The organism is Brevibacillus sp. (assembly GCF_003521185.1).
GTDB classification, from domain to species: Bacteria; Bacillota; Bacilli; order Brevibacillales; family Brevibacillaceae; genus Brevibacillus; species Brevibacillus parabrevis.
Genome location: NZ_DOTK01000091.1, coordinates 1 through 22,305 on the forward strand (window position 1 = coordinate 1; position 22,305 = coordinate 22,305).

Below are 22,305 nucleotides of genomic sequence, written 5' to 3' on the forward strand. Positions count from 1 at the left end.
GTCGCCCCCTCCTACTCGATTTTATGAATACGCGAAATATGATAAAGGAAAATAAAAAAATGAAAATGCTTTCAAAAAGAAATTTTCTGAATAAAGGGTTGCATCGTGCCGTAATTCGTATTATAGTAACAACAATCGTTACGTAATTCGACTGTAATTTTTAATTTACAACCGCTATAAGGTTAAAAAATGGATAAGTAAGACGAATAAAGGAGTGGTTATATGGAGGAGAAATTCCGGCGTTCCCTGTACCCGGAGCTTGACGATACAGATTATGGGATCATCCGCGCTCTGCAAGAAAATGCTCGCCTGCCTTTTACCCAAATCGCCAAAGATCTCGGGGTGACCGAAAAAACGATTCGCATGCGCGTGCAGCAGCTGCAAGACGAAGGAACGTTGAGTCTGGTTGGCATCGTCAATCCAGTCAAGGCAGGCCTGCATGTTCAGGCGATCATTCAAGTAGCGGTCGAAGCGGAAAAGCTCGACGAAGTCGTCGCCGCGCTGAACGAGATGGTGGAAATTCGCCTGATCGTATTGACCTCCGGTGACTATCAGCTGTTCACGCAGGTCTTGGTAAGAAGCTACGAAGAATTGTCGGAATTTTTGATGAAAAAGCTGTACAAAGTCCCGGGAATTTTGCGGACAAACGTCATCAATGAGCTGAAAATTTTGAAATCCAAGTACAACTTCGTCCGCTAAAACAAAGCGGGAACCTTGGAAGGGGGAATGCCATCGGACGAATGAGCCGCTGGGATTGTCTTGAAAAAGTCGTCATGTTTATCACAGAAAAAAAGAGAGAAGGGGTCATCTTATGTTTTCGACCAAAATGAGCAAAGCGATGCTCGGTGCCGTGCTGGGGACGGTTTTATTGGTAACAGGCTGTGGAGGAGGAAGCGGAGCAGGAACGGCTGATAGCGGAAAAACAGCAACAGCACCTGCTGCTGGCAAAAAAGTAATCAATATCGGGCTGAAGGCAGATCCGCCATCGATGGACCCGAGCATCTCCACATCGCTTTATGATCGCCAAGTATACGCGAGTCTTTACGACAAGCTGTTCGATATCGATGCGCAAGGCAAGATTGTGCCGATGCTGGCTGAATCGTACGAAGTCACGCCGGATGGCAAGACTTATACACTCAAGCTCAAGCAAGGCGTGAAGTTCCACGACGGTACGGATTTTGATGCGGATGCCGTCAAATTCAACTTCGATCGCAACATCAGCGGAGAAAAATCCCGCCGCAAAGGGGAGCTGAAATTCGTTGAATCCGTGTCGGTTGTCGATAAAAGCACGGTGAAAATTCAATTGAAAGAGCCGTTTGCTCCGTTCCTCTCCGTGTTGACTGACCGTTCTGGCATCATCGTCTCGCCGAAAGCAGTCAAGGAGCATGGCGAACAATATCTCAACCATCCAGTCGGAACCGGGCCGTTCACTTTTGTTGAACAGGTAAAAGGCGACCACGTGACGCTGAAGAAAAACGAGAACTACTGGAACGGCGCGGTAAAAGTCGACGAAGTGAACTACAAAGTGTTCACGAACGGCACAGCCAAGGTGCAAAACTTGCGCTCCGGCACGCTGGACATCATCGATGATACGCCTGTGAAAGAAATCCCTGTCGTGAAAGGCGATACGAATCTGCAACTGATCGCCGAGTCGGGAATGGGCTTCCAAGGAATTTACTTGAACAACTCCCGCCCGCCGTTTGACAACAAGTTTTTGCGTCAGGCTGTAGACCGCGCCATTGAGCGGGAAGCGGTCGTGAAGGTACTGTACAACGGCTATGCGGCGCCTGCGCGTACAGCGTTTACCAAAGGAAATCTCGCTTACAACGAACAGTTGAACACACCAACAGCGCCAAATGCGGATGAAATCAAGGACTTGCTGGCAAAAGGCGGCAAGCCAGGCGGATTTGACTTCAAACTGTATATCGCGACTTCTCCGGAAAACGAGCAGCTGGGAGCTGTGCTGCAAAGCATGCTGAAGCAGTACAACATCAACATGACACTGGAGAAGCTGGAGTACGGACAGCTGATTGAAACAGGCGACAAAGGCGAATTTGACGCTTTGCAACTGGGCTGGTCCGGTCGTCAGGACCCTGACCAAAACTTGCATGACTTCGTCGTAACCGGCACTTCCAACAACAACGGCCGCATTTCCATTCCGAAGCTGGACGAGCTGGTTGTAGCGGCACGCGGGGAAATGGACGAAGCGAAGCGCAAAGCCTTGTACGATGAAGCAGCGAAACTGTTGCAGGATGAAGCGGGGTACGTGTACTTGTACCACCAATACGTATTGATTGGCATGAACAAAAAAGTAACGGGCTTCAACTATGTACCGGATGGCTTGATCCGTACCGCGACTTTGGACAAGCAATAAGGCAAGCGAAACACTATAAAGGCAAGAGCAAGGAGGAATTGTCATGATGTTCGTGGTCAGGCGTCTGCTGCTGACAATCCCGATTCTCCTGCTGGTGTCCATTATGACTTTTTCTTTGATCCACATGATCCCGGGCGATCCTGCCCGGGTCATTTTAGGACAGGAAGCGACACCGGAAGCCTATCAGGCACTGCGAACAGAGCTGGGTTTGGACCAGCCGATCGTAGTGCAATATTTTTCCTGGCTGGGAAAAGTGTTGCAGGGCGATTTGGGAATCTCGATTACGGACCGGGTGCCGGTCTCTGAACTAATAATGCAAAGGCTACCCGCAACAGTGGAGCTGACGATCGGAACGTTTCTCGTCGCCATCCTGATTGCGTTTCCGGCCGGGATTCTGGCGGCTGTGCGCCGCGGTACGTGGGTTGATTACACGAGCACCTTTACAGCGCTGGGCGGAATGAGCATCCCGAGCTTTTGGCTGGCAATGATGATGATTATCTTTTTTGCGGTCAACAACCAGTGGCTGCCTGCCTCCGGCTATGTTCCGTTTCTGGAAAATCCGACGCAAAATTTGCTGGCGATGATTCTCCCCTGTTTGGCGACAGGGCTGAGGGAGTCTGCGGTCCTGATGCGGATGCTGCGCTCTTCCTTGCTCGATGTGGTCAGCATGGACTTCATTCGGACGGCAAAAGCAAAAGGCTTGAATGAAGCACGGACGATTTTGGGCCATGCGCTGCGCAACGCCATGGTGCCAGTGGTCACGACTTCCGGATTGATGATCGCGGGTCTTTTGGGCGGATTGGTCATTACCGAGTCGATCTTTTCCATTCCCGGCTTCGGCCGTCTGATCGTCGAATCCGTGTTCAAGCGGGACTATGTGACGGTACAGGGAGCGATTCTCGTCTCTGCGGTGCTGGTAGTCATGGTCAACCTGGCTGTCGATATGTTGTACGCGGTGATCGATCCGCGCATCAAAGCTGGGAAAGGAGCGGGTGAGTGATGAAAACCGCACGCAAATTCCTCCGAAATGGTCTTGGCGTCATCGGAGCAGTCATTATTCTTGTGCTCATTCTGGTAGCCATCTTCGCACCACAGATCGCTCCGTTTGACCCGAATGCACAAGATTACAACAAAGTGATGATGCAGCCGGACGGTGAGCATTTGTTTGGGACAGACGACCTCGGTCGGGATATTTTCTCCCGCGTCGTCTACGGTGCGCGAATTTCCATCCAGGCTGCGCTGATATCTGTTGGAATTGCCATGCTGATTGGCGTGCCGATCGGTTTGCTGTCAGGATATTACCGAGGCTTTTGGGATGAGTGGGTAGTCATGCGGAGCGTCGATGCGATGCAGGCTTTTCCGTTTTTGATTTTGGCGCTCGCGATCTCGGCGGTGCTTGGTTCCGGTTTTGGCAACGCCATGCTTGCGATCGGCATCGGCTTTGCGCCTGCCTTCATCCGGATTACCCGAGGTCAGGTTCTGTCTTTGCGCAACATGGAATATATTCAAGCGGCGCGTTCGGTCGGGGTAAAAGATGCGCGCATCATTTTCCGCCATATCCTGCCCAATGCGCTCAACCCGATTGTGATTCAGGCGACGCTCGCCATGGCATCAGGCATTATCGCCGAGGCTTCGCTTTCCTATCTGGGATTGGGTGTGCAGCCGCCGACGCCGTCGTGGGGCAGCATGCTGAACCAGGCGCAAACGTTGATGTCTGTCGCACCGTACGCGACGTTTTATCCGGGCATCGCGATCTTTTTAGTCGTGCTGGGCTTCAACTTGCTGGGAGATGGATTGCAGCAGGTGCTGGACCCGCGCTCACGTAAATAATCAAAAGCCCTACGCAGGGAAAAGGAGTGGAGCAGATGACGACCATCTTGGAAGTCGAACAACTGAGAACCCGGTTTCGCACGGACAGCGGTGTCGTCAGTGTAGTTGACGGCGTCGACTTCTCCATCCGTGCTGGTGAAACACTCGGTGTCGTAGGCGAATCAGGCTGTGGCAAGAGCGTAACCAGCCTGTCGATCATGCGGCTTTTGCCACCCAACGGAAATACGAGCGGAACGATTCGCTTTCACGGAAAAGACGTGCTGGGGCTGTCGGAAAAAGAAATGCAGGCTGTGCGCGGCAACGAGATTGCGATGATTTTTCAGGAGCCGATGACTTCGCTCAATCCGCTGCATACGGTAGGCAGACAAATTGAGGAAGCCGTCATGCTGCATCGACAAGTGACAAAAGCGCAGGCAAAAGAGCGGGCAATCGCCATGCTCAAGGCAGTCGGCATGCCTCGCGCAGAAGAGATATACGGAGAATTTCCGCATCAGCTCTCGGGCGGAATGCGGCAGCGGGTCATGATCGCGATGGCGATGTCCTGCGATCCGAAGCTGATCATTGCCGACGAACCGACGACGGCGCTAGATGTGACGATTCAGGCGCAAATTCTCGACTTGATGCGTGACCTGAAAGAAAAAACGGGAACCTCGATCATGCTGATCACGCACGATCTGGGCGTAGTAGCCGAGATGTGCGACCGTGTCATCGTCATGTACGCTGGGCAGGTCGTCGAGGAAACAGATGTGGATACTTTGTTTGAAAGCCCGAAGCATCCGTATACGATTGGCCTGATGAACTCCATACCGGAGCTGGACGAGGAACGCGAATATTTGGAAACCATCCCAGGGGCAGTTCCTTTGCCGCATCAGATGCCGACTGGCTGCCGTTTTGCGCCGCGCTGCTCCAGGGCAATGCCGATCTGCAACGAAAAGCCGCCGGAACTGTTGCAACTGAACGGGACAAAATGCCGTTGCTGGCTGTATGCAGAGGAGGGAGAGCAACAATGACGACACCTCTATTGGAAGTAAAAGGACTTCAGCAGCATTTTCCGATCAAGGGCGGCTTTTTGAAACGAACGGTCGGACACGTCAAGGCAGTGGATGGCATCGACTTGACTGTCTACCCCGGAGAGACGCTCGGGATTGTAGGCGAGTCGGGCTGCGGAAAATCGACGACGGGTCGAACGATCTTGCGCCTTTTGGAGCCGACGGCAGGGGAAGTCTGGTTTGACGGGAAAGATTTAGCGAAGCTGCCCAAAGAAGAAATGCGCCTGATGCGCAAAGATTTGCAAATGATCTTCCAGGACCCGTACGCTTCGCTGAACCCGCGCATGACGATCAAGCAGATTTTGCTGGAATCGCTCATGGTGCACAACATCGGGACGAAGCCGGAACGGGAAAAGATCATTGAAGACATCATTCAAATCGTCGGCTTGCGAAAAGAGCATCTGAACCGTCACCCGCACGACTTTTCCGGGGGGCAACGGCAACGGATCGGGATTGCCCGCGCGCTCGTGGTCAAGCCAAAGCTGATTATCGCGGATGAGCCTGTTTCTGCCCTGGATGTATCGATTCAGTCGCAGGTGCTGAACTTGCTGAAGGATTTAAAAAAGGAATTTAATTTGACGTTGATGTTCATCTCGCATGACTTGTCGGTAGTCAAACATTTGTGCGACCGGATTGCGGTGATGTATTTGGGGCGTGTGGTGGAAATCGCCGACAAGCGGACGCTGTTCGAGAATCCGAGCCACCCGTACACACGGGCGCTGCTCTCGGCTGTTCCGGTGGCGAAGCCGCGGCAAAAGCGCGAACGGATTTTGTTGACGGGGGATTTGCCAAGCCCGGCGAATCCGCCAAGCGGCTGCACGTTTCACCCGCGCTGCCCGTATGCAACAGACATTTGCCGCTCGCAAACGCCCAGTCTGTCAGACATCGGCGGGGGCCAACTGGTATCCTGTCATCTGGTGCAATCGGGAGAGGTGCTCCGCTAAGGCAAGGGATGGAGGTACGAACATGGTTTACTGGCATTTGTTTCTCGCCTTTTTCCGCATCGGGATATTTGGTTTCGGGGGAGGACCGACGATGGTTCCCCTGTTTTATACCGAGTGCGTGAAAAAGTATAAATGGGTATCGGATGAAGATTTCTCGGACAATTTGGCGCTCGCCAACGCGCTGCCCGGGCCGATTGCCACCAAGCTGGCGGCTTTCATCGGCTATCGGGTAAAAGGCTGGATGGGCGCACTGGTGGCAAATATCGCCGTGGTCATGCCGATCGTGCTCGTCATGATTGGACTTTTGCAGGTGATCTATCAATGGAAGGACGCGCCTGGCGTCTACGGCATGATTCAGGCGATCGGCCCGGTGATTGCCGTCATGACAGGCGTGCTGACGTGGGAGTTTCTCGCAAAAGGCTGGAAGGGAGCAGCGAGCAAAACAGGCGTGAGCATCTCGCTCGGTCTGTCGCTTGTAGCGCTGCTTTTCCTTGACTGGCATCCGGGCATTGTCGTGGGCATTGCGCTGCTTGTCTCGTTCGCATACTCGACCTGGTCTGTCCGCAAGCGCAAGAAGCAGGACGGCAAGGAGGGAGCGGCATGATTTATCTGCAACTGTTTTGGGCTTTTTTTATCTCTAACATATTGGGGTACGGCGGAGGGCCGCCGAGCATCCCGCTCATTCAAAACGAGGTCGTCGATCATTACCACTGGATGTCCATAAAGGAGTTCGGGGAAGTGCTGGCGGTAGGCAATGCGCTGCCAAGTCCAATCGCGACCAAGCTGGCAGGCTACATCGGCTATCAGGTGGCAGGTGTGCCGGGAGCGACTGTCGCTCTGCTCGCTACGGTTGCGCCTACTGCCATCGCGATGATTTTGCTGCTTCAATTCATTAACTTGTTCCGCAACGCACCGCAGGTGAAAGCGATGACGCAATCGGTTCGCCCTGTCGTGACTGTTTTGCTGGGAACGATGACGTATCAGTTTTTGCTGGGGGCAGTCGAAGGGATCGGCTGGATACAGACGGGCATTTTGACCGTTGCGTCTTATCTGCTGCTGGAAACGTGGAAGGTGCATCCTGCTTTTGTCATGGTAGCAGCGATGGTGTATGGGTACATCTTTATCGGCTAACGAGCAAGCAACGATAACTACATCAAGGAGGCATAAACCATGGTTAACTACGATGCAATGGAATACCCGTACGCTTCAAAACGTGTGACCACCTTTGCGAGAAACGGTATGGTCGCAACCTCGCAACCGCTGGCGGCACAGGCAGGTCTTGATATTTTGAAAAAGGGCGGCAATGCGGTAGATGCGGCGATTGCGACGGCGGCATGCCTGACTGTCGTGGAGCCGACGTCCAACGGGATCGGCGGCGATGCGTTCGCGCTGGTCTGGATCAAGGATGAGCTGCACGGTCTGAATGCGAGCGGGCCAGCTCCGCAAGCGATTTCGATCGATGCGCTGAAGGCAAAAGGTCTGGAAGAAATGCCGACATACGGCTGGACGCCAGTGACTGTGCCAGGTGCTCCGGCAGCCTGGGCAGCCCTGTCCAAGCGCTTCGGCAAGCTGCCGTTGACGGAAGTGTTGCAGCCTGCCATCGATTACGCGGAGAATGGCTACCCGCTTTCGCCAACGCTCGCTCATTACTGGAACGCAGCGTACAAAAAGTTTTCGCAGTTGTGCAAAGGCGAAGAATTTGCGCACTGGTTCTCCACTTTTGCGCCAGAGGGCAAGGTGCCAAAAGCGGGCGACATCTGGAAATCGCCAGGGCATGCCGCTACTTTGCGCGAGATCGCGGAGACAAACGGGGAGAGCTTCTATCGCGGCGCGCTTGCCGACAAAATCGACGCCTTTTCCCGCGAGTGCGGCGGCTATTTGCGCAAAGAAGACCTGGCGGCATTCGAGCCGGAATGGGTACAGCCAGTAGGCGTCAATTACCGCGGTTACGACGTGTGGGAAATCCCGCCGAACGGTCAGGGAATGATCGGGCTGATGGCGCTGAACATTTTGAAAGGCTATGATTTTGCCGCAAAAGACACAACAGAGACGTATCACAAGCAGATCGAAGCGATGAAGCTGGCGTTTGCGGATGGGTTGAAATACATCACAGAGGAAAGCAAAATGAAGGTCGCAGTCAAAGACTTGCTGTCCGAGGAGTACGCAGAGGAGCGCCGCGCGCTGATCGGCGACGAGGCGTTGACGCCAGAGCCGGGGCAGCCGAAGTCGAGCGGAACGGTTTATTTGGCAACAGCCGATGGCGAAGGCAACATGGTGTCGTTCATCCAGAGCAACTACATGGGCTTCGGCTCGGGAGTCGTCGTGCCAGGAACCGGGATCGCCATGCAAAATCGCGGGCACAACTTTTCGCTCGATCCAGGCCACGACAATTGCCTGGAGCCGGGCAAGCGGACGTTCCACACGATTATTCCGGGCTTTTTGACCAAAGACGGAAAAGCAGTCGGTCCGTTCGGTGTAATGGGTGGCTTCATGCAGCCTCAAGGTCATGTGCAGGTAGTCATGAACACGATCGATTTCCACCTCAATCCGCAAGCGGCGCTGGATGCCCCGCGCTGGCAGTGGATGGAGGGCAAAACGGTGGAGCTGGAGCGGCACTTCCCGGAGCACCTGGCGCAAGCATTGGAGCGCAAAGGGCACACGATCAAGTGGGCGCAGCTCGGCAACTACTTTGGCCGCGGCCAAATTATTTGGCGGGATGAACACGGCGTGCTGAGCGGCGGGACGGACATGCGCGCAGACAGCAGCATTGCCGCGTGGTAGGGGAGTACAAAAATTGGCGAATGAATAATGCCGGAGCTTAGCTTCGGCATTTTGTTTTTTACTGGGGTGGATAGGTTCCGCAAGTTTTTTTCATGCTTCAAAGGTTTTAGCTTTCTCTGTGCTTATCAGTTTTACCGCTGTAACCACTCTGCTTTACTTTTTCATCTATTCGATAGTAGTATTTCGTTTCTCTTTCATCCGAAAAAATGACCTGGGCGCTGTAATCTCCGAATTTTCTGGAGTACGTGACATCAATGCTCGCAATGTCAGCAATGTTGTAGTTTTTCTCACTCAATAAATATTCTCGTACATTGCTTTGTATATCTGATTTCGTTTGTGGATAGCCGCCTATGATCCATTCAAAGTTGTAAGAAACAGCAACTGTCAAGAATATGAGCATGCAGATGACAAGCGTTTTTCTCACAGCGATCCCTCCTAATTTTTCCATACCCGCAGCGCTGATATTACCATAAAATTACAACCTTTTGAAGCAGTGCTTCTCTGGCTGAGCTTTTTAAGCTTTTTTTACGTAGATCTAAAGCTCCCTCGAGCAAATCCTAGCTGCTTCTCGCAAGGCATAGGAGATAGCTTCGATAGAATAAACACTTGCCCTTGCTTACCGTCAGCTAATATTGCCCTAACTGCCATTGCACATTTAAGGAAGATTAACGTGATCCAATATGAGAGAATGAATGGCTACATTCAGACAATTAAAAACAGAATTAGAGGGATATGCAAAATGGATTAACGAAATAAGAAGTTCCTCGCCATTTGGGCCTAATTGGAATCACTTACATCCGCTAACCACTGGATAGGCTTCATCCCTGAAGGAATTATCTTTGTCTCTACGAATGCCTCAAGGGTTAGCTGACTCTATTGTCTTCGAAAAAGACATCTATTAGGGGATGAAGCCTATTCATAAACTGGTTGATTGAGTTTACAGAAAAATCTCGACAGACTTAGGTCTTTAGTTGAGATCAATCAATTTTTTCGACAAGATCAACATCAGGTCCATTACCCAAATCATAAGGTTTCGCGACCTCAAGTGTGATATCTGGTAATCCAGCTACTGGAATGGTAACAACATCGGTCTCGAGTTCAACATCTGCACCGAAATAGTAGGCATCCCAAACAATTTTTGAGCAATATGTTGTGTCGTCATAGTCAAGGAGATCTGAAAATCCATACTCAACGTCACTATAATTTTTCACATACCACTCGGCCCACTTTGCTGCCCCTTTCCCTTTGGAGGATAAATCATGCCTGTATACCTTTACCCAACTTGAACCGCTAGTGTGGTCGTCGATAAAGTCATCAATGTCATTTTTCTCTGGATTGTAGCCATCGCCTCTTATCTCAACCAGGTTTTGTGTGTCGATAACGATAGCTGCATGACCAGTGAGACCCCAACTAGAAGTATCGTTTGTAACAAGAATATCACCGGGTTTAATTTTAGTGTTTGTTCCGGGATAGTATACACCAGGGTCTTCGGCTTTCGGTTCTGCTGCATGCCCTACAAGAGGAGTACCAAACACTAGAGTTGCAGTTAAAAGAGATAATGCTACTTTTTTCATTTCAATCGCTCTCCCTAAATTTATGAGTGTTTTTAATTTTTATTTGCACATTATAGCTACGATCACCAAAGGTAATCAAAGGAGGATTTTAATACAATCCTCAAGAGTAACCTTCAATTACAGTCTGACTTTAAACTTTTGTAAATTCATGAAAAATGAAGTCAATGGCATGAATAGGAGGTTGCTTCATGACAAACAGAAAATAATATTGCCACGATTGGAGCATTCCTATTGGACAAGGCATCGCTTAGAGCCTCCATCAATGGGACACTGACAGATCCAAAAATACTGGATAGTTGTTACCATGGTCTGATGTCCCTGCCGTTGACTTGTTACAATTGTTCAACCCCCAGATAGCTAACAAGCTGGTAGTAGCTATTTGACGCTAATATAATTGTTTTTATTTTTGAAGTTCACTCCTTTTTTGAAAAAAATAATACTAAACGGTTAGTATTTGTTATACAATATAGCATGGGTACAAAAATAAGTAAACAAAATTTTCCAATTAAAGGGATGATATGTAAAATGAACAAACACACGCAGAAAAGCAATGAATCTTATCAAAAGATCATGAATGCAGCTGTTAAAGTTTTTGCTCAACATGGTTATGACAAAGCTTCAATCGACTTATTGGCAAAGGAGGCTGGATATACAAAAGGAACCTTTTACTTACACTTTAAAAGTAAAGAGGACTTCTTTTTAGAGTTTATGGATCACAAGTTGTCCATTTACAAACAGCATTTTCTCCCTTTGCTAAATTCCAATGAGCCGTTTGAAAGCGTAGTCAGTCAAGGTGTACACATCTTTTATCAATTAAGTAATCAAGATAATTGGATTCAAATCTTTTTTGAGTTTTGTTCCATTGCTGTCAGAAATGAAAGCGTCAGAGAGAGGATGTCTGCATATTACCAAGAATGGTTCCAGCTAATATGCCTGGTTTTAGAAAAGGGAAAACAAACGAAGCAACTCCCGGAAAACCTGGATTCGAAAATAGCTGCCAGCGCAATAGTTGCCGTGCTTGACGGCTACAATCTTCAAAATAGTTTTGTTGCCGATTGCAGATCAGTTGAACAAGTAGAAAGATTGATTAAACAAATTCTGGGGCTTTTCTGATAGGAGGGAGGGAACCCATGGAGACGTTGCCTTCTTGGGTCTGGGGTTTCTATTATGTATTCATTTTGATAGCGCTAGTCAGTAGTATTGTGTATCTCATTCGGAAACAGCGCAAGCTTCTTTCCATACTGACCATATTGTCCTCCATAATTGGACCGATTGTATTCTTTTTACAGTCCTTGCTGCGTGCTTCCGGGACGGAAATAGATAACTTGTGGCATAGCCTTGGTCAAGGGGAGATATGGGCTTTGTTTGTCCTCCTGGCGTTTATGGAAATGCTAGTGTGGTATGTAACGCTTATTAAAGATTTTTTTGGGAGAAGGGGGAAAAGGAACAGTCTCAAAACGTAAGAGGAGCAGTATTCCCTTTTATAAAAAGTCTTTTCCTGCAAAATGAAAGAGGCAAAAAAGGCACTTGGCAGCATCGCAAATTCGGCTATCGTTAGTTTGTGACAACTTACCGATAGCCGAATTTGAAAAGATGCTGAAAGTACCTTAACAATCACTAGCTTTAAATCGCTTATTCGGACTCAGAATGGTCAGCGTTTGCTGCGCCTCTAGGCTCGACCAACATGACATGGGCTTCCTTTTCGGCGAACGGCTTTTGCGCGGCTCCCCCCGGGACAATAAACATCTCGCCCTTGGAAATTTTCACCTGACCATCGCGAAAAGCAATGAACATCTCTCCTTCGAGCACGATAAATACTTTATCGACACCATGATGCTCATGCCATTCAAAATCTCCGTCAATTTTAATCAGCTTGAATTGAACGTCATGTATTTCCCCCACGACTTTCGGAGACCAAAGCTCGTTGATTGCAGATAGCTGCTCATTCAGATTAATAACCTCGTAATTCATAGGAATCCCTCCTTTTTTTGCCTGCACGGTACCTTACCCTTACCGTTCAAAGAGCGGGATAGCATCTATTGTCACTCGCATGTTGCACAAGAGTGATTTCGCTCGGATTTTTCGCGTTTTTTAGACCTTGCTATTTACGCAAGGCATCTGTGATATTTTGCAAAGCGTATTGGATAGCTAATGGGCCGCCAGTAATAGCGGAAGTATCCATTAAATGCACATTGCCTTTCTTCACGGCATTCAGATTGTTCCATACCTTGCTTTGTTGCAAGTCATTCATCAATGCTTCCTTTTTGGTAATGTCGCCGATCAGGAAAATATGGTCTGCTTGAACAGTTGAAATTCCTTCAAACGCAGTAAACTCATTGTTCGTACCTGTAAATTTATGATCTGGTGTAAGCCCCAGTCCCTTTTCTTTATCGAACGCGAGTTTATAGACTGGATTTCCTTCCCCTAGTACATTGAACGTTTTTCCATCCCAAGACAAAATGAGAGCCACTGACTCGCCTGCCATCGGCTTTAAGGCTTCGCGCCCGGTTGTAATGTCGTTCATCATCTTGTCGATGACTTTTTCCGCTTCGTCGTCTTTGCCGATAATCTTGGCTACTGTACGAATCCCGTATTGCCAATCATTGTAGATGTCCTTGGTGTTCAACGTAATGACTGGCGCCACTTTTTCCAGGGAATCATACATTTTTTCATGTTGTTCTGTTGCCAAAATAATATCAGGCCCAATGGAAAGAATTTTCTCGATACTAGGGGATACTTTATCTCCCAGCTCTTCGGCTGAATCCAGCTTTCCTTTTAAATAAGCTAAAGAAGCGAGAAACTCTTTTTCCGTAGAACCAGCAGGTGGCTCGCCTAATGCCACTAATATTTCCGGATAAAAGTACCATAGTGCGGCCAATTTCTCCGGTTTTTTCTCGATCACAATTTCTTTGCCTAACGAATCTTTAAATGTTCTTGGCCAAGCAGGTGTATCTGTCTTAGCTGTGGATGTAGATGTACTTTCCGGAGCGGAGCTTTTATTTTCGGCAGGTGCTTGATTGCAGCCTGCTAGTATGCCTGCTAGTAATAGAGTGGAAATTAACAGGCTTTTTATTTTTGGCATGGGCGATTCCTCCGACATGATGTTTTCTTTGGCTTGCCATTAGTATAGTAAAGCCATTTTTCGGAGAGAATGGATGCCTGTTGAAATCAGCATGGATTATTGATGAACTGCTCGCGATATTCAGTGGGGGAAATGCCTAATTGTTTTTTGAACACTCGACTAAAATAAAAAGGATCGGCAATGCCAACCGTTTGTGCAATTTGCTGTACGGGCAATTCACTTGTTACTAGCATTTCTTGCGCCATGTTGATGCGGTACTTCAATAAATATTCTGCCGGTCCCATGCCTGCATATCTTCTGAATACGTAAGAAAGCCGATTGCGATTGACGTTATGTTGTTCTGCAAGCGATGCTATCGTAAGGCTTTGATAGTAGTGTTCATGAATATATTGAGCTACCCGTTCGAATAATGCGTGTGGTTCATAGCTGTTTTGCCGATTCGCAACACATAGCAACGCTTCATTCAGTACATCTCGAAACAGCATCTCGGTCTGAAACATGGAAATGCCGCCACGCTGATTGTACACATGCCAAAGACGCATGATTAATTCGATCAGACGGGGGGATTGTCCCGTTGCTAATTCAAAATGCTGATGCGAAAAGCTGGACGCTTCCAGTTCTGCGTCACATATCCGATATTGGACGAGAATATATTCCCAGTTGGTTTTGCCAAACATTTTTTGCGCCAGACTCATTTTTGCACCGCCATGCACCACTTTTCCTGGCGAAAGAATATAAGGCGTACCATTAAACTGGAATTGCACCTTCCCTGTAAGGGGAAACACGAATCCAGGATAAGAATCTGTATAGTCAGCGTGAGGCACACCGGGATCTCTGGCATATCGATATACTCCTTCCACTTGAAAAGGAATGTGCGCAAAATGCTTTGCTAACTGATCAACGTCGATTTTCACATTGTATGCCTCATTTCCATCGTAGTTTGCCGGCTCTCGTCTATTTCCACATTATTGATAATGAATATCAGTGTCAATCTATTTGCACAACAAAAGTGCCGCTCCCGGCTCATGTTCAAACAGCCGGGTGGCGGCATCGGGTCAGTTTTTCGTAAGATAGGGGGCGAAAGAAGCGAGAAACTCTTCCTAGTCAGGCATGGAGGACAGAAGGGAGTGGACGATGGACGAGATTTGTGGATCTCTGTCAGAAAAAGAGTCAGTCCGTGTCCCGGGGGTCAAATAGAACAGCAACACATTTTTGGCTTCAAAGATTTGCGGCATGACAAGGTTCAATGCTTGGATTTGTTCATGAAAGTCTTCCAGACCTTTTTTGGCGTCTTCTTCGGATGCAAAGACGTATAGAAAGAGAGAGTTTCGATTCAGCGTGTACTTGTCCGGCGACACACCATTCAACACAAAATAGTCGCCATCTACCGTTTTGGTCAGCGGCATGTGCGCAGCTTCGAAGGTTTGGGTAACGGCTTCCGTGGTGAGCAAGCTATCTTTTTTTTCAGCACAAGCTGCAAGGATTAGTAAGACGATTAGTAATAGAAGTTTTTTTCTTAACATTAAAACACCTCCGATTTTTAGTCAGTCTTTAACCATGAAAAATAAGAAAATGTATCAAATATGTTAACAGAAAATTTTTTTAAAATAATTACATTTATTGTTATTTTTGTATTATAATTCAAGTTGATTAAAAGATCAAAAAGAGGTGTTAGATAATGAAAAGAAATCTTGCAAGTTTAGGCTTTCTAACATTGGTATTATTGGTGAGTCCGGTCCAGAATGCGCTAGCTGATTACTGGAAGGGAGGAAAAACATGGGATGGCGTGACCATTTATGAGTTCGACTCTTCAGTATATGATTACAATTATGATTATGAGGACGTATATAATAGTGCGATAAGTAATTGGGAAGGCATTTCATCGGCAGTTAGTTTCACTGAAGGAGAGCACAGATATGCTGATAAATATTATGTTGGAAATAGTAATGTTCAAGGTCTGTTAGGAAGAATGGATCCATATAGCGCTGTAGGACTGACGAGCCTTGATAAAAATTGGAACTATACTAAGGTTCACATATTTCATAATAATATGGACTCAGAAGGCATGACTAAGGCACAAAGAATCTCTAATACAACACACGAAATTGGACATAGTCTCAAGCTAGCTCATCCTACTCGAAATGAAACTTCTGTAATGAATCAAGGTATTCAAAAAATCGGTCCAACTTCCTATGACAAGTCCGAATTACGTAGCAAGTGGGGAAAGTAATTGTAAGTGTATAAAAAGGAGATGAATAAGATGAGTGTTAGGAATGATATTGCAAATTTTATTAAATACCCAAAAGAGACTATGTGGTTAGTTGTCCTAGTGATCATAGTGCTTACTGGTTTTGGTTCATTTTCAAAAGGAAAAGAAACAGTGGAAACCATTTCATTGGAGGCACACTACATTACATATAACAGTGCTGAAGAGCTAGATAAAGCCGATCTAATTCTCATAGGTACTCCAATTGCTGACTTTTCAGAACGTGAGCATCAAACTAGTTACTACTTTGACGGTAGCTTAGAGGATTTTTATACTAATACAGAGATACAAGTAGAAAAAATAATTAAGTCACCAAATGATTTTGAGTTGGATAATTCTGATACTTTCTCAGTAATTGAGCCTGTAGGTCTTGTAGAGATGGATGGAGCAAAGAAAGTTACTATTGATGGATATAGGGAAATGAAGAAGGGAGAAAAATATATCATGTTTTTGAATAAAAACGCATATGGAAAGTATAGTATAATAAATAATGATCTTGGGAAATTTAATTTGGATGAAAATTCAATTGAAATAAATAAATTCGCAAAAAAATCAACTGAATTAACATTAGAAGACGAAGTGAAAATTAAATATAGAGATTTTATTGAATGAAGAGAAGGTGAAAGATTTGAGGGAGACAGGGACAAGCTACCAAACAGTGGCTTGTCCCTATTTTTTCATCATAAACAGATTGTTTTGTCCTTCTTTCCATGTTCAGATTTTGTTCAGATCGCAGGAGTAGAATGGAAGATATTGAATAATAGGGGTTTCCCTATTTAGCTTGAGGGAAATAACCTGTTTTTTTGAATGGCTGATACTACAGGCGCACCATAGGCCGAGACTGGAGAAGTCATGTCAATGAGCAGCATCATGATAGTGGATGATACCGCTTTTACGAGAGCCATGCTTCGCAACATACTGGAGTCCCTGGGGCTGGAAGTGACGGTGGAGGCTGATTCGGGCGAGGATGCCGTCCATAAATACGGGCTGTACAGGCCAGAGCTTGTCTTTATGGACATTTCCATGCCCGGTATGAATGGGATTCGCGCCTCTCACAAAATCATGGATATGGACAAAGATGCGAAGATCATTATATGCTCAGCTGTCGTGCGGCGCGATACCGTCATCAAGGCGATTCAGGCTGGTGCGCGCGATTTTATCGCCAAACCGCTTCAGCTTGACCGTGTGGAATGGGCTGTTCGCAATGCATTGGGCTAAAGATTTCATGTATGAAGACGAGCTTGACGACACCATTTTTCGTTTGGATGAGACGAATAATCATGGTGTTTTTGATTTGGAAAAGAGGGTGGGCTGAAATGAAAGGGACCAGGGCGACAGGAAGGCATGCGGGCAGCAAAGTATTTCGTCATGAGCTGAAGTATTATCTTCACTGGAGCGACTACGAGACGATCAGAACAAAGCTGCGGCTGATTGCGTATCTAGACCCGCACTCGATTGACGAAACAGGCTATCAGATTCGCAGCCTGTATTTTGACGATATTCAGGACATGGCTCTGGAAGATAAAAAGAACGCCGCATCCAGCGGCAGAAAGTATCGAATCCGCATCTACAACAACAGTGACGCTGCAATCAAAATGGAGCGAAAGAGCAAGATTGGCGGGTACATTTGCAAGGAAGCGGTTGCGATTGCGCGGGACGAATATGCGAGCATCATGACGGGACAAACCGATTTTCTCAAGGAGACGGAGAGCAGCTTGCTCCGCGATTTTTATGTGGAGAGTCGGCATCCCCTTTTTGCCCCAAGGATTGTTACCGACTACATCCGGGAAGCGTATGGGATGGAAACAGGCAATGTGCGAGTGACCTTCGACAAGCAGCTGATGACCACTGTTGATTTCGATGATCTGTTCAACGACCAGCTCGCGATGGTGAGCGTCATTCCACAGCCGATGCTGATTATGGAAGTCAAGTTCGATCATTTCCTTCCTTTTAACATCCAATATTTGCTGCAAAATTTGAGCAACCAGCGGACGCTGATCTCCAAATACGCTGTATGCAGAGAAAAAACTAAAAATTTAAACAATTCACAGTACGAGCGTGGAATGCAGTCTTTTTCGCAGATGTCAAAGCCCTTCCTGACAAATGGGCCGGGAAGGGCTTTCGAGTAGCGCTTTGTGCGTGGCCTTACGCATACGGCTTTGCTTTCCACGCTTGAAACCAGTTCGAAATATCCTCATTCACAGCGGAATCAAGCTCTTGCTCCCAGCGCGTAGCGAGCAATTCATACTGCTCTTCGACCGATGCGGGATCATTCATGGCGTCGTAGAGCTGCATCAGGGAGAAATAGCAGTCCTCGTCCAAAGGATGCAAAAGCTGAATGCGCTCGTTTACTTGAATCGCTTCAGCAAGCATGCCTTTTTCCTGATAGAAGTGGTTCATTTTTTTCGCGAGCTGGAGCCATAATCGGCGCAGACGCTCCCGCTCGTACTCGGCCCACAAATAGTCGTACTCGCCAAAGTAATCGCCGCTGTACCTGGCAAGCGTCTGCTCGTAATCGGCGATGTTGTCGCGAGAAGGCGGAGCCAGCTGCGCCAGGCGCTTCTCCCATTCATCTACGTCAATCAACGAGGACTCCACTGTCAGCTTGTAGCCCGTTTCGAGGTTGCCTTTGTTGATCGTAACCGTTTTGATGCCGGATCGCTTCAACGTTTGGCGGATCAAATAGATCGCTGTGTAGAGCTGAGGCATTCCTTTGGATAAATCGTAATCGGGCCATAAAAGCTCCAAAAGCGTATCTTTGTCCACCGTTTTGTTGCGGTGATGAAACAAGTAGGCAAACAGTTCGCGTACTTTGTTTGTTCGCCATTTGATCTCCTGCGGCTCCTGCCCGGACATGTGGAACTGGAGATGGTTGAAGCATTGGATGGAGACAAGCGGCGTGGCTTGCTGTTCGGTTGTTTGCGCGATGTTGATTTTTTCCCGCAGACGCTCGACGGTTTTCTCCAGCCGTTTCAGTTGGACAGGCTTCATGATGTAGTCCAGCGCGCACAGTTCGAAAGCGTCTACTGCATATTTGTCGTAGCCAGTCACAAAGACGATTTCCGGGGGAGGATCGGCATTCTGGAGCTGCTCCCCGATTTCCAGACCGTTGATTTGCGGCATGTTGATATCGAGAAAGACGACATCCGGGCGAAGCTTATGCGTCATTTCAATCGCCTGGATCGGGTTGGTAAACGTCCCGATCACCTGTATGCCACCTATTTTTTGCTCAAGCATGATCTGTAGATGTTGCAAAGGCAGTTGTTCGTCATCGACCAAAATTGCTTTCATCGACTTCTCCTTCCTTACGTTGTCTTGAATGCATAAAACTCCCTCTATTGTAGACATCACAAGCCTCTGAAAAGTTGCTTTAATCAGCCGAAAAGGAATTGTAAAGCTTATGGTGAGATTTCAGCCACGCATCACTCCGGTACATATCGGCTGCTGATTCAACTGGATGAACATGCGCGTTTTCCTTCCGGCCGGGCTTCATCGCGGCATGACGGTTTCCTTTCGCGTGCCTAAATCGCATAGGGAAAAGCAGGGCAAGAGTGGTTTGGCAGAAGCGGATCTGCTGAACCACTCTTTTTGTCATACAAGTATTTTGGTCCGTGCGCGATTCGGCAAAATACGCCGGGCAGCGAGGGAGCAGGATCAAGGTAAAAGGACCTGTTTCGAGCGGAAATGGCAAAATTTTTTTCTAAAATAACCCAAAAAATTTTCCCGAATGCGCAACAATATTCCCTAAATGACCGTCGGTGATGGTGAAATTTTCCTCCAAGAGAAAGGGGGAGGAGGGCGCGTGCCGACCTTGTATGTCATCGTTCCCATTCTTTTCGTAATGGCAGTGGCTGTGTATACAGACCTACGCTACCGACTGATTTACGATTGGTTGACGCTGCCTGGGATCGCCTATTTTCTCATCGCGCATGCGGTTCTTCGGCCGGAAGACTGGCTGGCGCACCTCCTGGGGGTCGTCGTGCTTGGCGGACTGTCGCTCGGGATGGCCGTCATCAGCAATGGGCAGTTGGGGGGTGGCGACATCAAGCTGCTTGCCGTGGTAGGGGCAGCGTTGGGCTGGCAGGCGGGATTGTTCGCGATGGTTCTTGCCTATCTGCTTGCCGGAGTCATCATGCTTCCCGTATGGCTTGCCTCAAGACTGTCGCGAAAGGTGACTTTGGATCGGGAAATCCCGCTGGCTCCATTCATCGCGGGGGGAACCGGGCTGTTGCTGGTAATGGTTATCTATTACTAGGCGGTGATTCTCGGGGAATAATCCGATAGTAACAGTGTGTATTTTTACTTATTATGGAAAATATGGGCTGTGCAGCATGATTTGACATTATTCTAGCTACAGAAAAAGAGAGGGAACCTTTTCATGTTGGAATCGAAACGACGGGCAATTATTTTTCTGGCGTTATCCTTTTTGCTTGCGGCTCTGGCCGGGTTTCTGTTTTTGAAGAAAATCAAGGACATGAACGCGCAGCTCGGGGAGATGGTGGAGATTTACGAGGCGAATGTCGATATTCCCTCTCGTGCCTTGATCCAACCCGATCAATTGACGACAAGACAAATTCCGAAAAAGTACGCGGATGGTTCGTACGTTGTCGACAAGATGAGTCTGAAAAATCAGGTAACGGTCGTCCCTTTGTCGAAAGGCGACATCATTACGAAAAATATTTTGAAGCCGGCGAATATGGTCCGCGATCAAAACAATCGGCTGATTACCGTGTACGCGTCGGGAAACATCATGTTCGACCAGGAGCTGGAGGCGCTGGACCGTGTGGATATTATCATCTCGACTACGAAGGCCGGTCAGCCTGTAACCGAAGTGTTCATGAAGGACGTTCCTGTCGCCATGGTGGCGAAGTCGGACAACAAATTCAAGGGCGTGGCGCTGGAGCTGCCGTTTGAGGATGTGCCCAAATTCATCCATCAGCAGCACTACGCCGAGCTGATGCGCATTTTGAAAGCCAATGTAGGCAAAGGAGAGCTGGGGATTCCCGACCCGTTTACAACCACGGAGCCGAACAAGACGGAGACGGCGCCAAAGCCAAAGCCTGCGGAAACAAAGCCGCAAACGCCGCCAGCCACAACACCAGCGACTCCGCCAGTGACGGCACCAGCGGCTCAGCCAGCCGGGCAAACTCAGCCAGCACCGACCAATCAGCAGCAGCCAGCGAAACCGCCAACTTCGGTACAGCCGCCAACCAATCCAGCACCCAAAATCGGAGGGTAAGTCATGAGCAAAGAAGTGAAAATTCTTGTAGTCGCAGATTACGATTCGGTCAAAGAAATGCTCACGGAATTTTTGGCCGGGTATGAGCAAACACGCTATACGACCTCCAGCGAAGTGAAAAAAGAAATCGACCGGATCGGACCCGATGTCGTGTTGCTCGTCCAGCCCGAGGAGGGGGCCGGAGTCGAGCTGGTTCAGTACATACAGAGCGAGTTGCCAGAGGGAATCGTCATTTTTTTGACGGAAAGGCAAGATTTTGCCCTGCTGCGGGACGTCGTCCGCGCCGGAGCAGTCGAGTACATCGTCATGCCAGACGAGTTGAACCTGTTGACCGATCGCCTCGAAAAAATATCCGAGCTGTCCCAAATCCAGCAGCGCAAAAAAGGCGCGGATGCTTCCGGCAAAGCGTTTGTGCGCGGGCGGGGCAAGGTGTATTCCTTTTACAGCGGCAAGGGAGGAAGCGGCTGTACGCAGCTTGCCACAGGCTTTGCCCAGTCGCTGAAGCTGGAATCGACGGCCAGCGTGCTATTGATCGATCTCAACCTGCAGTACGGGGGTGTGGAGACGTTCCTGTCGTTTGACAGCAACCGCACGCTGGGGGACCTGATTCCGGTCATGAACGAGATGAACGAATTTCACATCCGCAACGTGGCGCAGCGCGAGGCTCACTCCAAGCTGGAAGTGCTGGTCAGCCCGCGTGACGCCGAGATTGCGGAAAATATGTCCGAGGCGTTTGTCACGCGCCTGATCCGGGCGAGCCGCCGCAGCTATGATTTCGTCATCATCGACCTGCCGAGCCATATGAACGAGCTGGTCTATGCCGCTTTGTCGGAAGCCGACATGATTTACTACGTGATGAACCTGGATACGCCTTCTGTGCAAATTTATCGGCTCGTCGAAGACTTGTTCAGACGGCTGCGCATCGATACCGAGGGCAGGCTGGAAGTCGTCGTCAACCAGGTGGGCCGGGATAACGAGCTGGCTGTGTCCGACCTGAAAGGGCTGTTCAACGCCCCGATTACCGCGGAAATCAGGCGGGATCACGCGGGGGTGCAGGCGGCTGTCAATCAGGGAAGGCCGTTGCAAAAAGAAGCGAATGAGAAAAAACTGACTCCTGCGGCAAAAGACATCCGAAAATGGGTCCAAAGCAAACTGTCTTGAGGGGG

General features: G+C 48.5%; 24 protein-coding genes. 17 read left to right on the forward strand and 7 right to left on the reverse strand.

The window, feature by feature from the left end:
• Positions 1–222: 222 nt before the first annotated feature.
• From DEP07_RS26565 to ggt, 9 genes are all read left to right on the forward strand, one after another.
• Complete coding sequence (locus tag DEP07_RS26565) at positions 223–699, forward strand: Lrp/AsnC family transcriptional regulator (protein ID WP_063229596.1); 477 nt, start codon at positions 223–225, stop codon at positions 697–699.
• 112 nt (positions 700–811) lie between these two features.
• The gene (locus tag DEP07_RS26570) at positions 812–2,374 is read left to right on the forward strand and encodes an ABC transporter substrate-binding protein (RefSeq protein ID WP_122965606.1); all 1,563 of its coding nucleotides are present in this window, start codon (positions 812–814) and stop codon (positions 2,372–2,374) included.
• A gap of 43 nt (positions 2,375–2,417) precedes the next feature.
• Positions 2,418–3,374, forward strand: coding sequence for an ABC transporter permease (locus tag DEP07_RS26575; RefSeq protein ID WP_063229594.1), 957 nt, complete (start codon positions 2,418–2,420; stop codon positions 3,372–3,374).
• A complete protein-coding gene (locus tag DEP07_RS26580; protein WP_063229593.1) occupies positions 3,374–4,204 on the forward strand; it encodes an ABC transporter permease in 831 nt (276 codons plus the stop codon). Before DEP07_RS26575 ends, DEP07_RS26580 begins: the two co-directional genes overlap by 1 nt.
• A 35-nt stretch (positions 4,205–4,239) precedes the next feature.
• The gene (locus DEP07_RS26585; RefSeq protein WP_122965604.1) at positions 4,240–5,214 is read left to right on the forward strand and encodes an ABC transporter ATP-binding protein; all 975 of its coding nucleotides are present in this window, start codon (positions 4,240–4,242) and stop codon (positions 5,212–5,214) included.
• Complete coding sequence (locus DEP07_RS26590) at positions 5,211–6,197, forward strand: ABC transporter ATP-binding protein (RefSeq protein ID WP_173597815.1); 987 nt, start codon at positions 5,211–5,213, stop codon at positions 6,195–6,197. Before DEP07_RS26585 ends, DEP07_RS26590 begins: the two co-directional genes overlap by 4 nt.
• Positions 6,198–6,219: 22 nt before the next feature.
• Entirely contained in the window at positions 6,220–6,801 is a 582-nt protein-coding gene (locus tag DEP07_RS26595) for a chromate transporter (RefSeq protein WP_122965602.1), read from the forward strand.
• Complete coding sequence (locus DEP07_RS26600) at positions 6,798–7,328, forward strand: chromate transporter (RefSeq protein WP_122965601.1); 531 nt, start codon at positions 6,798–6,800, stop codon at positions 7,326–7,328. The genes DEP07_RS26595 and DEP07_RS26600 overlap by 4 nt, the downstream gene beginning before the upstream one ends.
• A 39-nt stretch (positions 7,329–7,367) precedes the next feature.
• A complete protein-coding gene (gene ggt / locus DEP07_RS26605; RefSeq protein WP_287103242.1) occupies positions 7,368–8,978 on the forward strand; it encodes a gamma-glutamyltransferase in 1,611 nt (536 codons plus the stop codon).
• A 106-nt stretch (positions 8,979–9,084) separates the two neighbouring features.
• Here the strand turns inward: ggt and DEP07_RS26610 are convergent, their stop codons facing one another.
• Complete coding sequence (locus tag DEP07_RS26610; RefSeq protein ID WP_229049806.1) at positions 9,085–9,402, reverse strand: DUF3139 domain-containing protein; 318 nt, start codon at positions 9,400–9,402, stop codon at positions 9,085–9,087.
• A 553-nt stretch (positions 9,403–9,955) separates the two neighbouring features.
• Positions 9,956–10,552, reverse strand: a complete 597-nt coding sequence (locus tag DEP07_RS26615; RefSeq protein ID WP_173599437.1) for a YiiX/YebB-like N1pC/P60 family cysteine hydrolase — start codon at positions 10,550–10,552, stop codon at positions 9,956–9,958.
• A gap of 525 nt (positions 10,553–11,077) precedes the next feature.
• Between DEP07_RS26615 and DEP07_RS26620 the strand changes: the two genes are divergently transcribed.
• Positions 11,078–11,665 (forward strand): TetR/AcrR family transcriptional regulator, encoded by a 588-nt coding sequence (locus DEP07_RS26620; protein ID WP_173599438.1) that lies wholly within the window; start codon positions 11,078–11,080, stop codon positions 11,663–11,665.
• Positions 11,666–12,184: 519 nt separating this feature from the next.
• Here DEP07_RS26620 and DEP07_RS26625 read toward each other — a convergent pair.
• From DEP07_RS26625 to DEP07_RS26640, 4 genes are all read right to left on the reverse strand, one after another.
• A complete protein-coding gene (locus DEP07_RS26625) occupies positions 12,185–12,523 on the reverse strand; it encodes a cupin domain-containing protein (protein ID WP_287103243.1) in 339 nt (112 codons plus the stop codon).
• Positions 12,524–12,653: 130 nt separating this feature from the next.
• Positions 12,654–13,634, reverse strand: a complete 981-nt coding sequence (locus DEP07_RS26630; RefSeq protein ID WP_122965596.1) for an ABC transporter substrate-binding protein — start codon at positions 13,632–13,634, stop codon at positions 12,654–12,656.
• 86 nt (positions 13,635–13,720) lie between these two features.
• Positions 13,721–14,548 carry a helix-turn-helix domain-containing protein gene (locus DEP07_RS26635; protein WP_173599440.1) on the reverse strand — a complete coding sequence of 276 codons (828 nt, stop codon included), beginning with the start codon at positions 14,546–14,548 and terminating at the stop codon, positions 13,721–13,723.
• Between the two features lie 186 nt (positions 14,549–14,734).
• The gene (locus DEP07_RS26640; RefSeq protein WP_242772842.1) at positions 14,735–15,157 is read right to left on the reverse strand and encodes a hypothetical protein; all 423 of its coding nucleotides are present in this window, start codon (positions 15,155–15,157) and stop codon (positions 14,735–14,737) included.
• A gap of 155 nt (positions 15,158–15,312) precedes the next feature.
• Here DEP07_RS26640 and DEP07_RS26645 point away from each other — a divergent pair, with 155 nt between their 5' ends.
• The 4 genes from DEP07_RS26645 to DEP07_RS26660 all read left to right on the forward strand — a co-directional run bounded on the left by DEP07_RS26645 (position 15,313) and on the right by DEP07_RS26660 (position 18,029).
• A complete protein-coding gene (locus tag DEP07_RS26645; protein ID WP_242772839.1) occupies positions 15,313–15,864 on the forward strand; it encodes a DUF688 domain-containing protein in 552 nt (183 codons plus the stop codon).
• Positions 15,865–15,894: 30 nt separating this feature from the next.
• The gene (locus tag DEP07_RS26650; protein WP_287103244.1) at positions 15,895–16,512 is read left to right on the forward strand and encodes a hypothetical protein; all 618 of its coding nucleotides are present in this window, start codon (positions 15,895–15,897) and stop codon (positions 16,510–16,512) included.
• A gap of 246 nt (positions 16,513–16,758) precedes the next feature.
• Positions 16,759–17,118 (forward strand): response regulator, encoded by a 360-nt coding sequence (locus DEP07_RS26655; protein ID WP_122965594.1) that lies wholly within the window; start codon positions 16,759–16,761, stop codon positions 17,116–17,118.
• 98 nt (positions 17,119–17,216) lie between these two features.
• Positions 17,217–18,029 (forward strand): polyphosphate polymerase domain-containing protein, encoded by an 813-nt coding sequence (locus tag DEP07_RS26660; RefSeq protein WP_242772831.1) that lies wholly within the window; start codon positions 17,217–17,219, stop codon positions 18,027–18,029.
• Positions 18,030–18,045: 16 nt separating this feature from the next.
• Here DEP07_RS26660 and DEP07_RS26665 read toward each other — a convergent pair whose 3' ends face one another.
• Positions 18,046–19,191: a response regulator gene (locus DEP07_RS26665; RefSeq protein ID WP_287103245.1), complete on the reverse strand. Its 1,146-nt coding sequence runs from the start codon at positions 19,189–19,191 to the stop codon at positions 18,046–18,048.
• A 511-nt stretch (positions 19,192–19,702) separates the two neighbouring features.
• Here DEP07_RS26665 and DEP07_RS26670 point away from each other — a divergent pair.
• The 3 genes from DEP07_RS26670 (at position 19,703) to DEP07_RS26680 (ending at position 22,300) form a co-directional block, all read left to right on the forward strand.
• Complete coding sequence (locus DEP07_RS26670; protein ID WP_233454110.1) at positions 19,703–20,155, forward strand: prepilin peptidase; 453 nt, start codon at positions 19,703–19,705, stop codon at positions 20,153–20,155.
• A 123-nt stretch (positions 20,156–20,278) separates the two neighbouring features.
• Complete coding sequence (locus tag DEP07_RS26675; protein ID WP_287103246.1) at positions 20,279–21,139, forward strand: flp pilus assembly protein CpaB; 861 nt, start codon at positions 20,279–20,281, stop codon at positions 21,137–21,139.
• Between the two features lie 3 nt (positions 21,140–21,142).
• Complete coding sequence (locus DEP07_RS26680) at positions 21,143–22,300, forward strand: AAA family ATPase (RefSeq protein ID WP_173597822.1); 1,158 nt, start codon at positions 21,143–21,145, stop codon at positions 22,298–22,300.
• Positions 22,301–22,305: the final 5 nt, after the last annotated feature.

Excerpts from the sequence above, each read along its gene's own strand:
- DEP07_RS26590 (WP_173597815.1), top strand. The coding sequence starts at position 5,211 with ATGACGACACCTCTATTGGAAGTAAAAGGACTTCAGCAGCATTTTCCG.
- DEP07_RS26665 (WP_287103245.1), bottom strand. The coding sequence starts at position 19,191 with ATGAAAGCAATTTTGGTCGATGACGAACAACTGCCTTTGCAACATCTA.
- DEP07_RS26600 (WP_122965601.1), top strand. The coding sequence starts at position 6,798 with ATGATTTATCTGCAACTGTTTTGGGCTTTTTTTATCTCTAACATATTG.
- DEP07_RS26675 (WP_287103246.1), top strand. The coding sequence starts at position 20,279 with ATGTTGGAATCGAAACGACGGGCAATTATTTTTCTGGCGTTATCCTTT.
- DEP07_RS26630 (WP_122965596.1), bottom strand. The coding sequence starts at position 13,634 with ATGCCAAAAATAAAAAGCCTGTTAATTTCCACTCTATTACTAGCAGGC.
- DEP07_RS26620 (WP_173599438.1), top strand. The coding sequence starts at position 11,078 with ATGAACAAACACACGCAGAAAAGCAATGAATCTTATCAAAAGATCATG.
- DEP07_RS26655 (WP_122965594.1), top strand. The coding sequence starts at position 16,759 with ATGAGCAGCATCATGATAGTGGATGATACCGCTTTTACGAGAGCCATG.
- DEP07_RS26575 (WP_063229594.1), top strand. The coding sequence starts at position 2,418 with ATGATGTTCGTGGTCAGGCGTCTGCTGCTGACAATCCCGATTCTCCTG.
- DEP07_RS26660 (WP_242772831.1), top strand. The coding sequence starts at position 17,217 with ATGAAAGGGACCAGGGCGACAGGAAGGCATGCGGGCAGCAAAGTATTT.
- DEP07_RS26615 (WP_173599437.1), bottom strand. The coding sequence starts at position 10,552 with ATGAAAAAAGTAGCATTATCTCTTTTAACTGCAACTCTAGTGTTTGGT.
- DEP07_RS26645 (WP_242772839.1), top strand. The coding sequence starts at position 15,313 with ATGAAAAGAAATCTTGCAAGTTTAGGCTTTCTAACATTGGTATTATTG.
- DEP07_RS26565 (WP_063229596.1), top strand. The coding sequence starts at position 223 with ATGGAGGAGAAATTCCGGCGTTCCCTGTACCCGGAGCTTGACGATACA.
- DEP07_RS26585 (WP_122965604.1), top strand. The coding sequence starts at position 4,240 with ATGACGACCATCTTGGAAGTCGAACAACTGAGAACCCGGTTTCGCACG.
- ggt (WP_287103242.1), top strand. The coding sequence starts at position 7,368 with ATGGTTAACTACGATGCAATGGAATACCCGTACGCTTCAAAACGTGTG.
- DEP07_RS26625 (WP_287103243.1), bottom strand. The coding sequence starts at position 12,523 with ATGAATTACGAGGTTATTAATCTGAATGAGCAGCTATCTGCAATCAAC.
- DEP07_RS26580 (WP_063229593.1), top strand. The coding sequence starts at position 3,374 with ATGAAAACCGCACGCAAATTCCTCCGAAATGGTCTTGGCGTCATCGGA.
- DEP07_RS26595 (WP_122965602.1), top strand. The coding sequence starts at position 6,220 with ATGGTTTACTGGCATTTGTTTCTCGCCTTTTTCCGCATCGGGATATTT.
- DEP07_RS26640 (WP_242772842.1), bottom strand. The coding sequence starts at position 15,157 with ATGTTAAGAAAAAAACTTCTATTACTAATCGTCTTACTAATCCTTGCA.
- DEP07_RS26650 (WP_287103244.1), top strand. The coding sequence starts at position 15,895 with ATGAGTGTTAGGAATGATATTGCAAATTTTATTAAATACCCAAAAGAG.
- DEP07_RS26680 (WP_173597822.1), top strand. The coding sequence starts at position 21,143 with ATGAGCAAAGAAGTGAAAATTCTTGTAGTCGCAGATTACGATTCGGTC.
- DEP07_RS26570 (WP_122965606.1), top strand. The coding sequence starts at position 812 with ATGTTTTCGACCAAAATGAGCAAAGCGATGCTCGGTGCCGTGCTGGGG.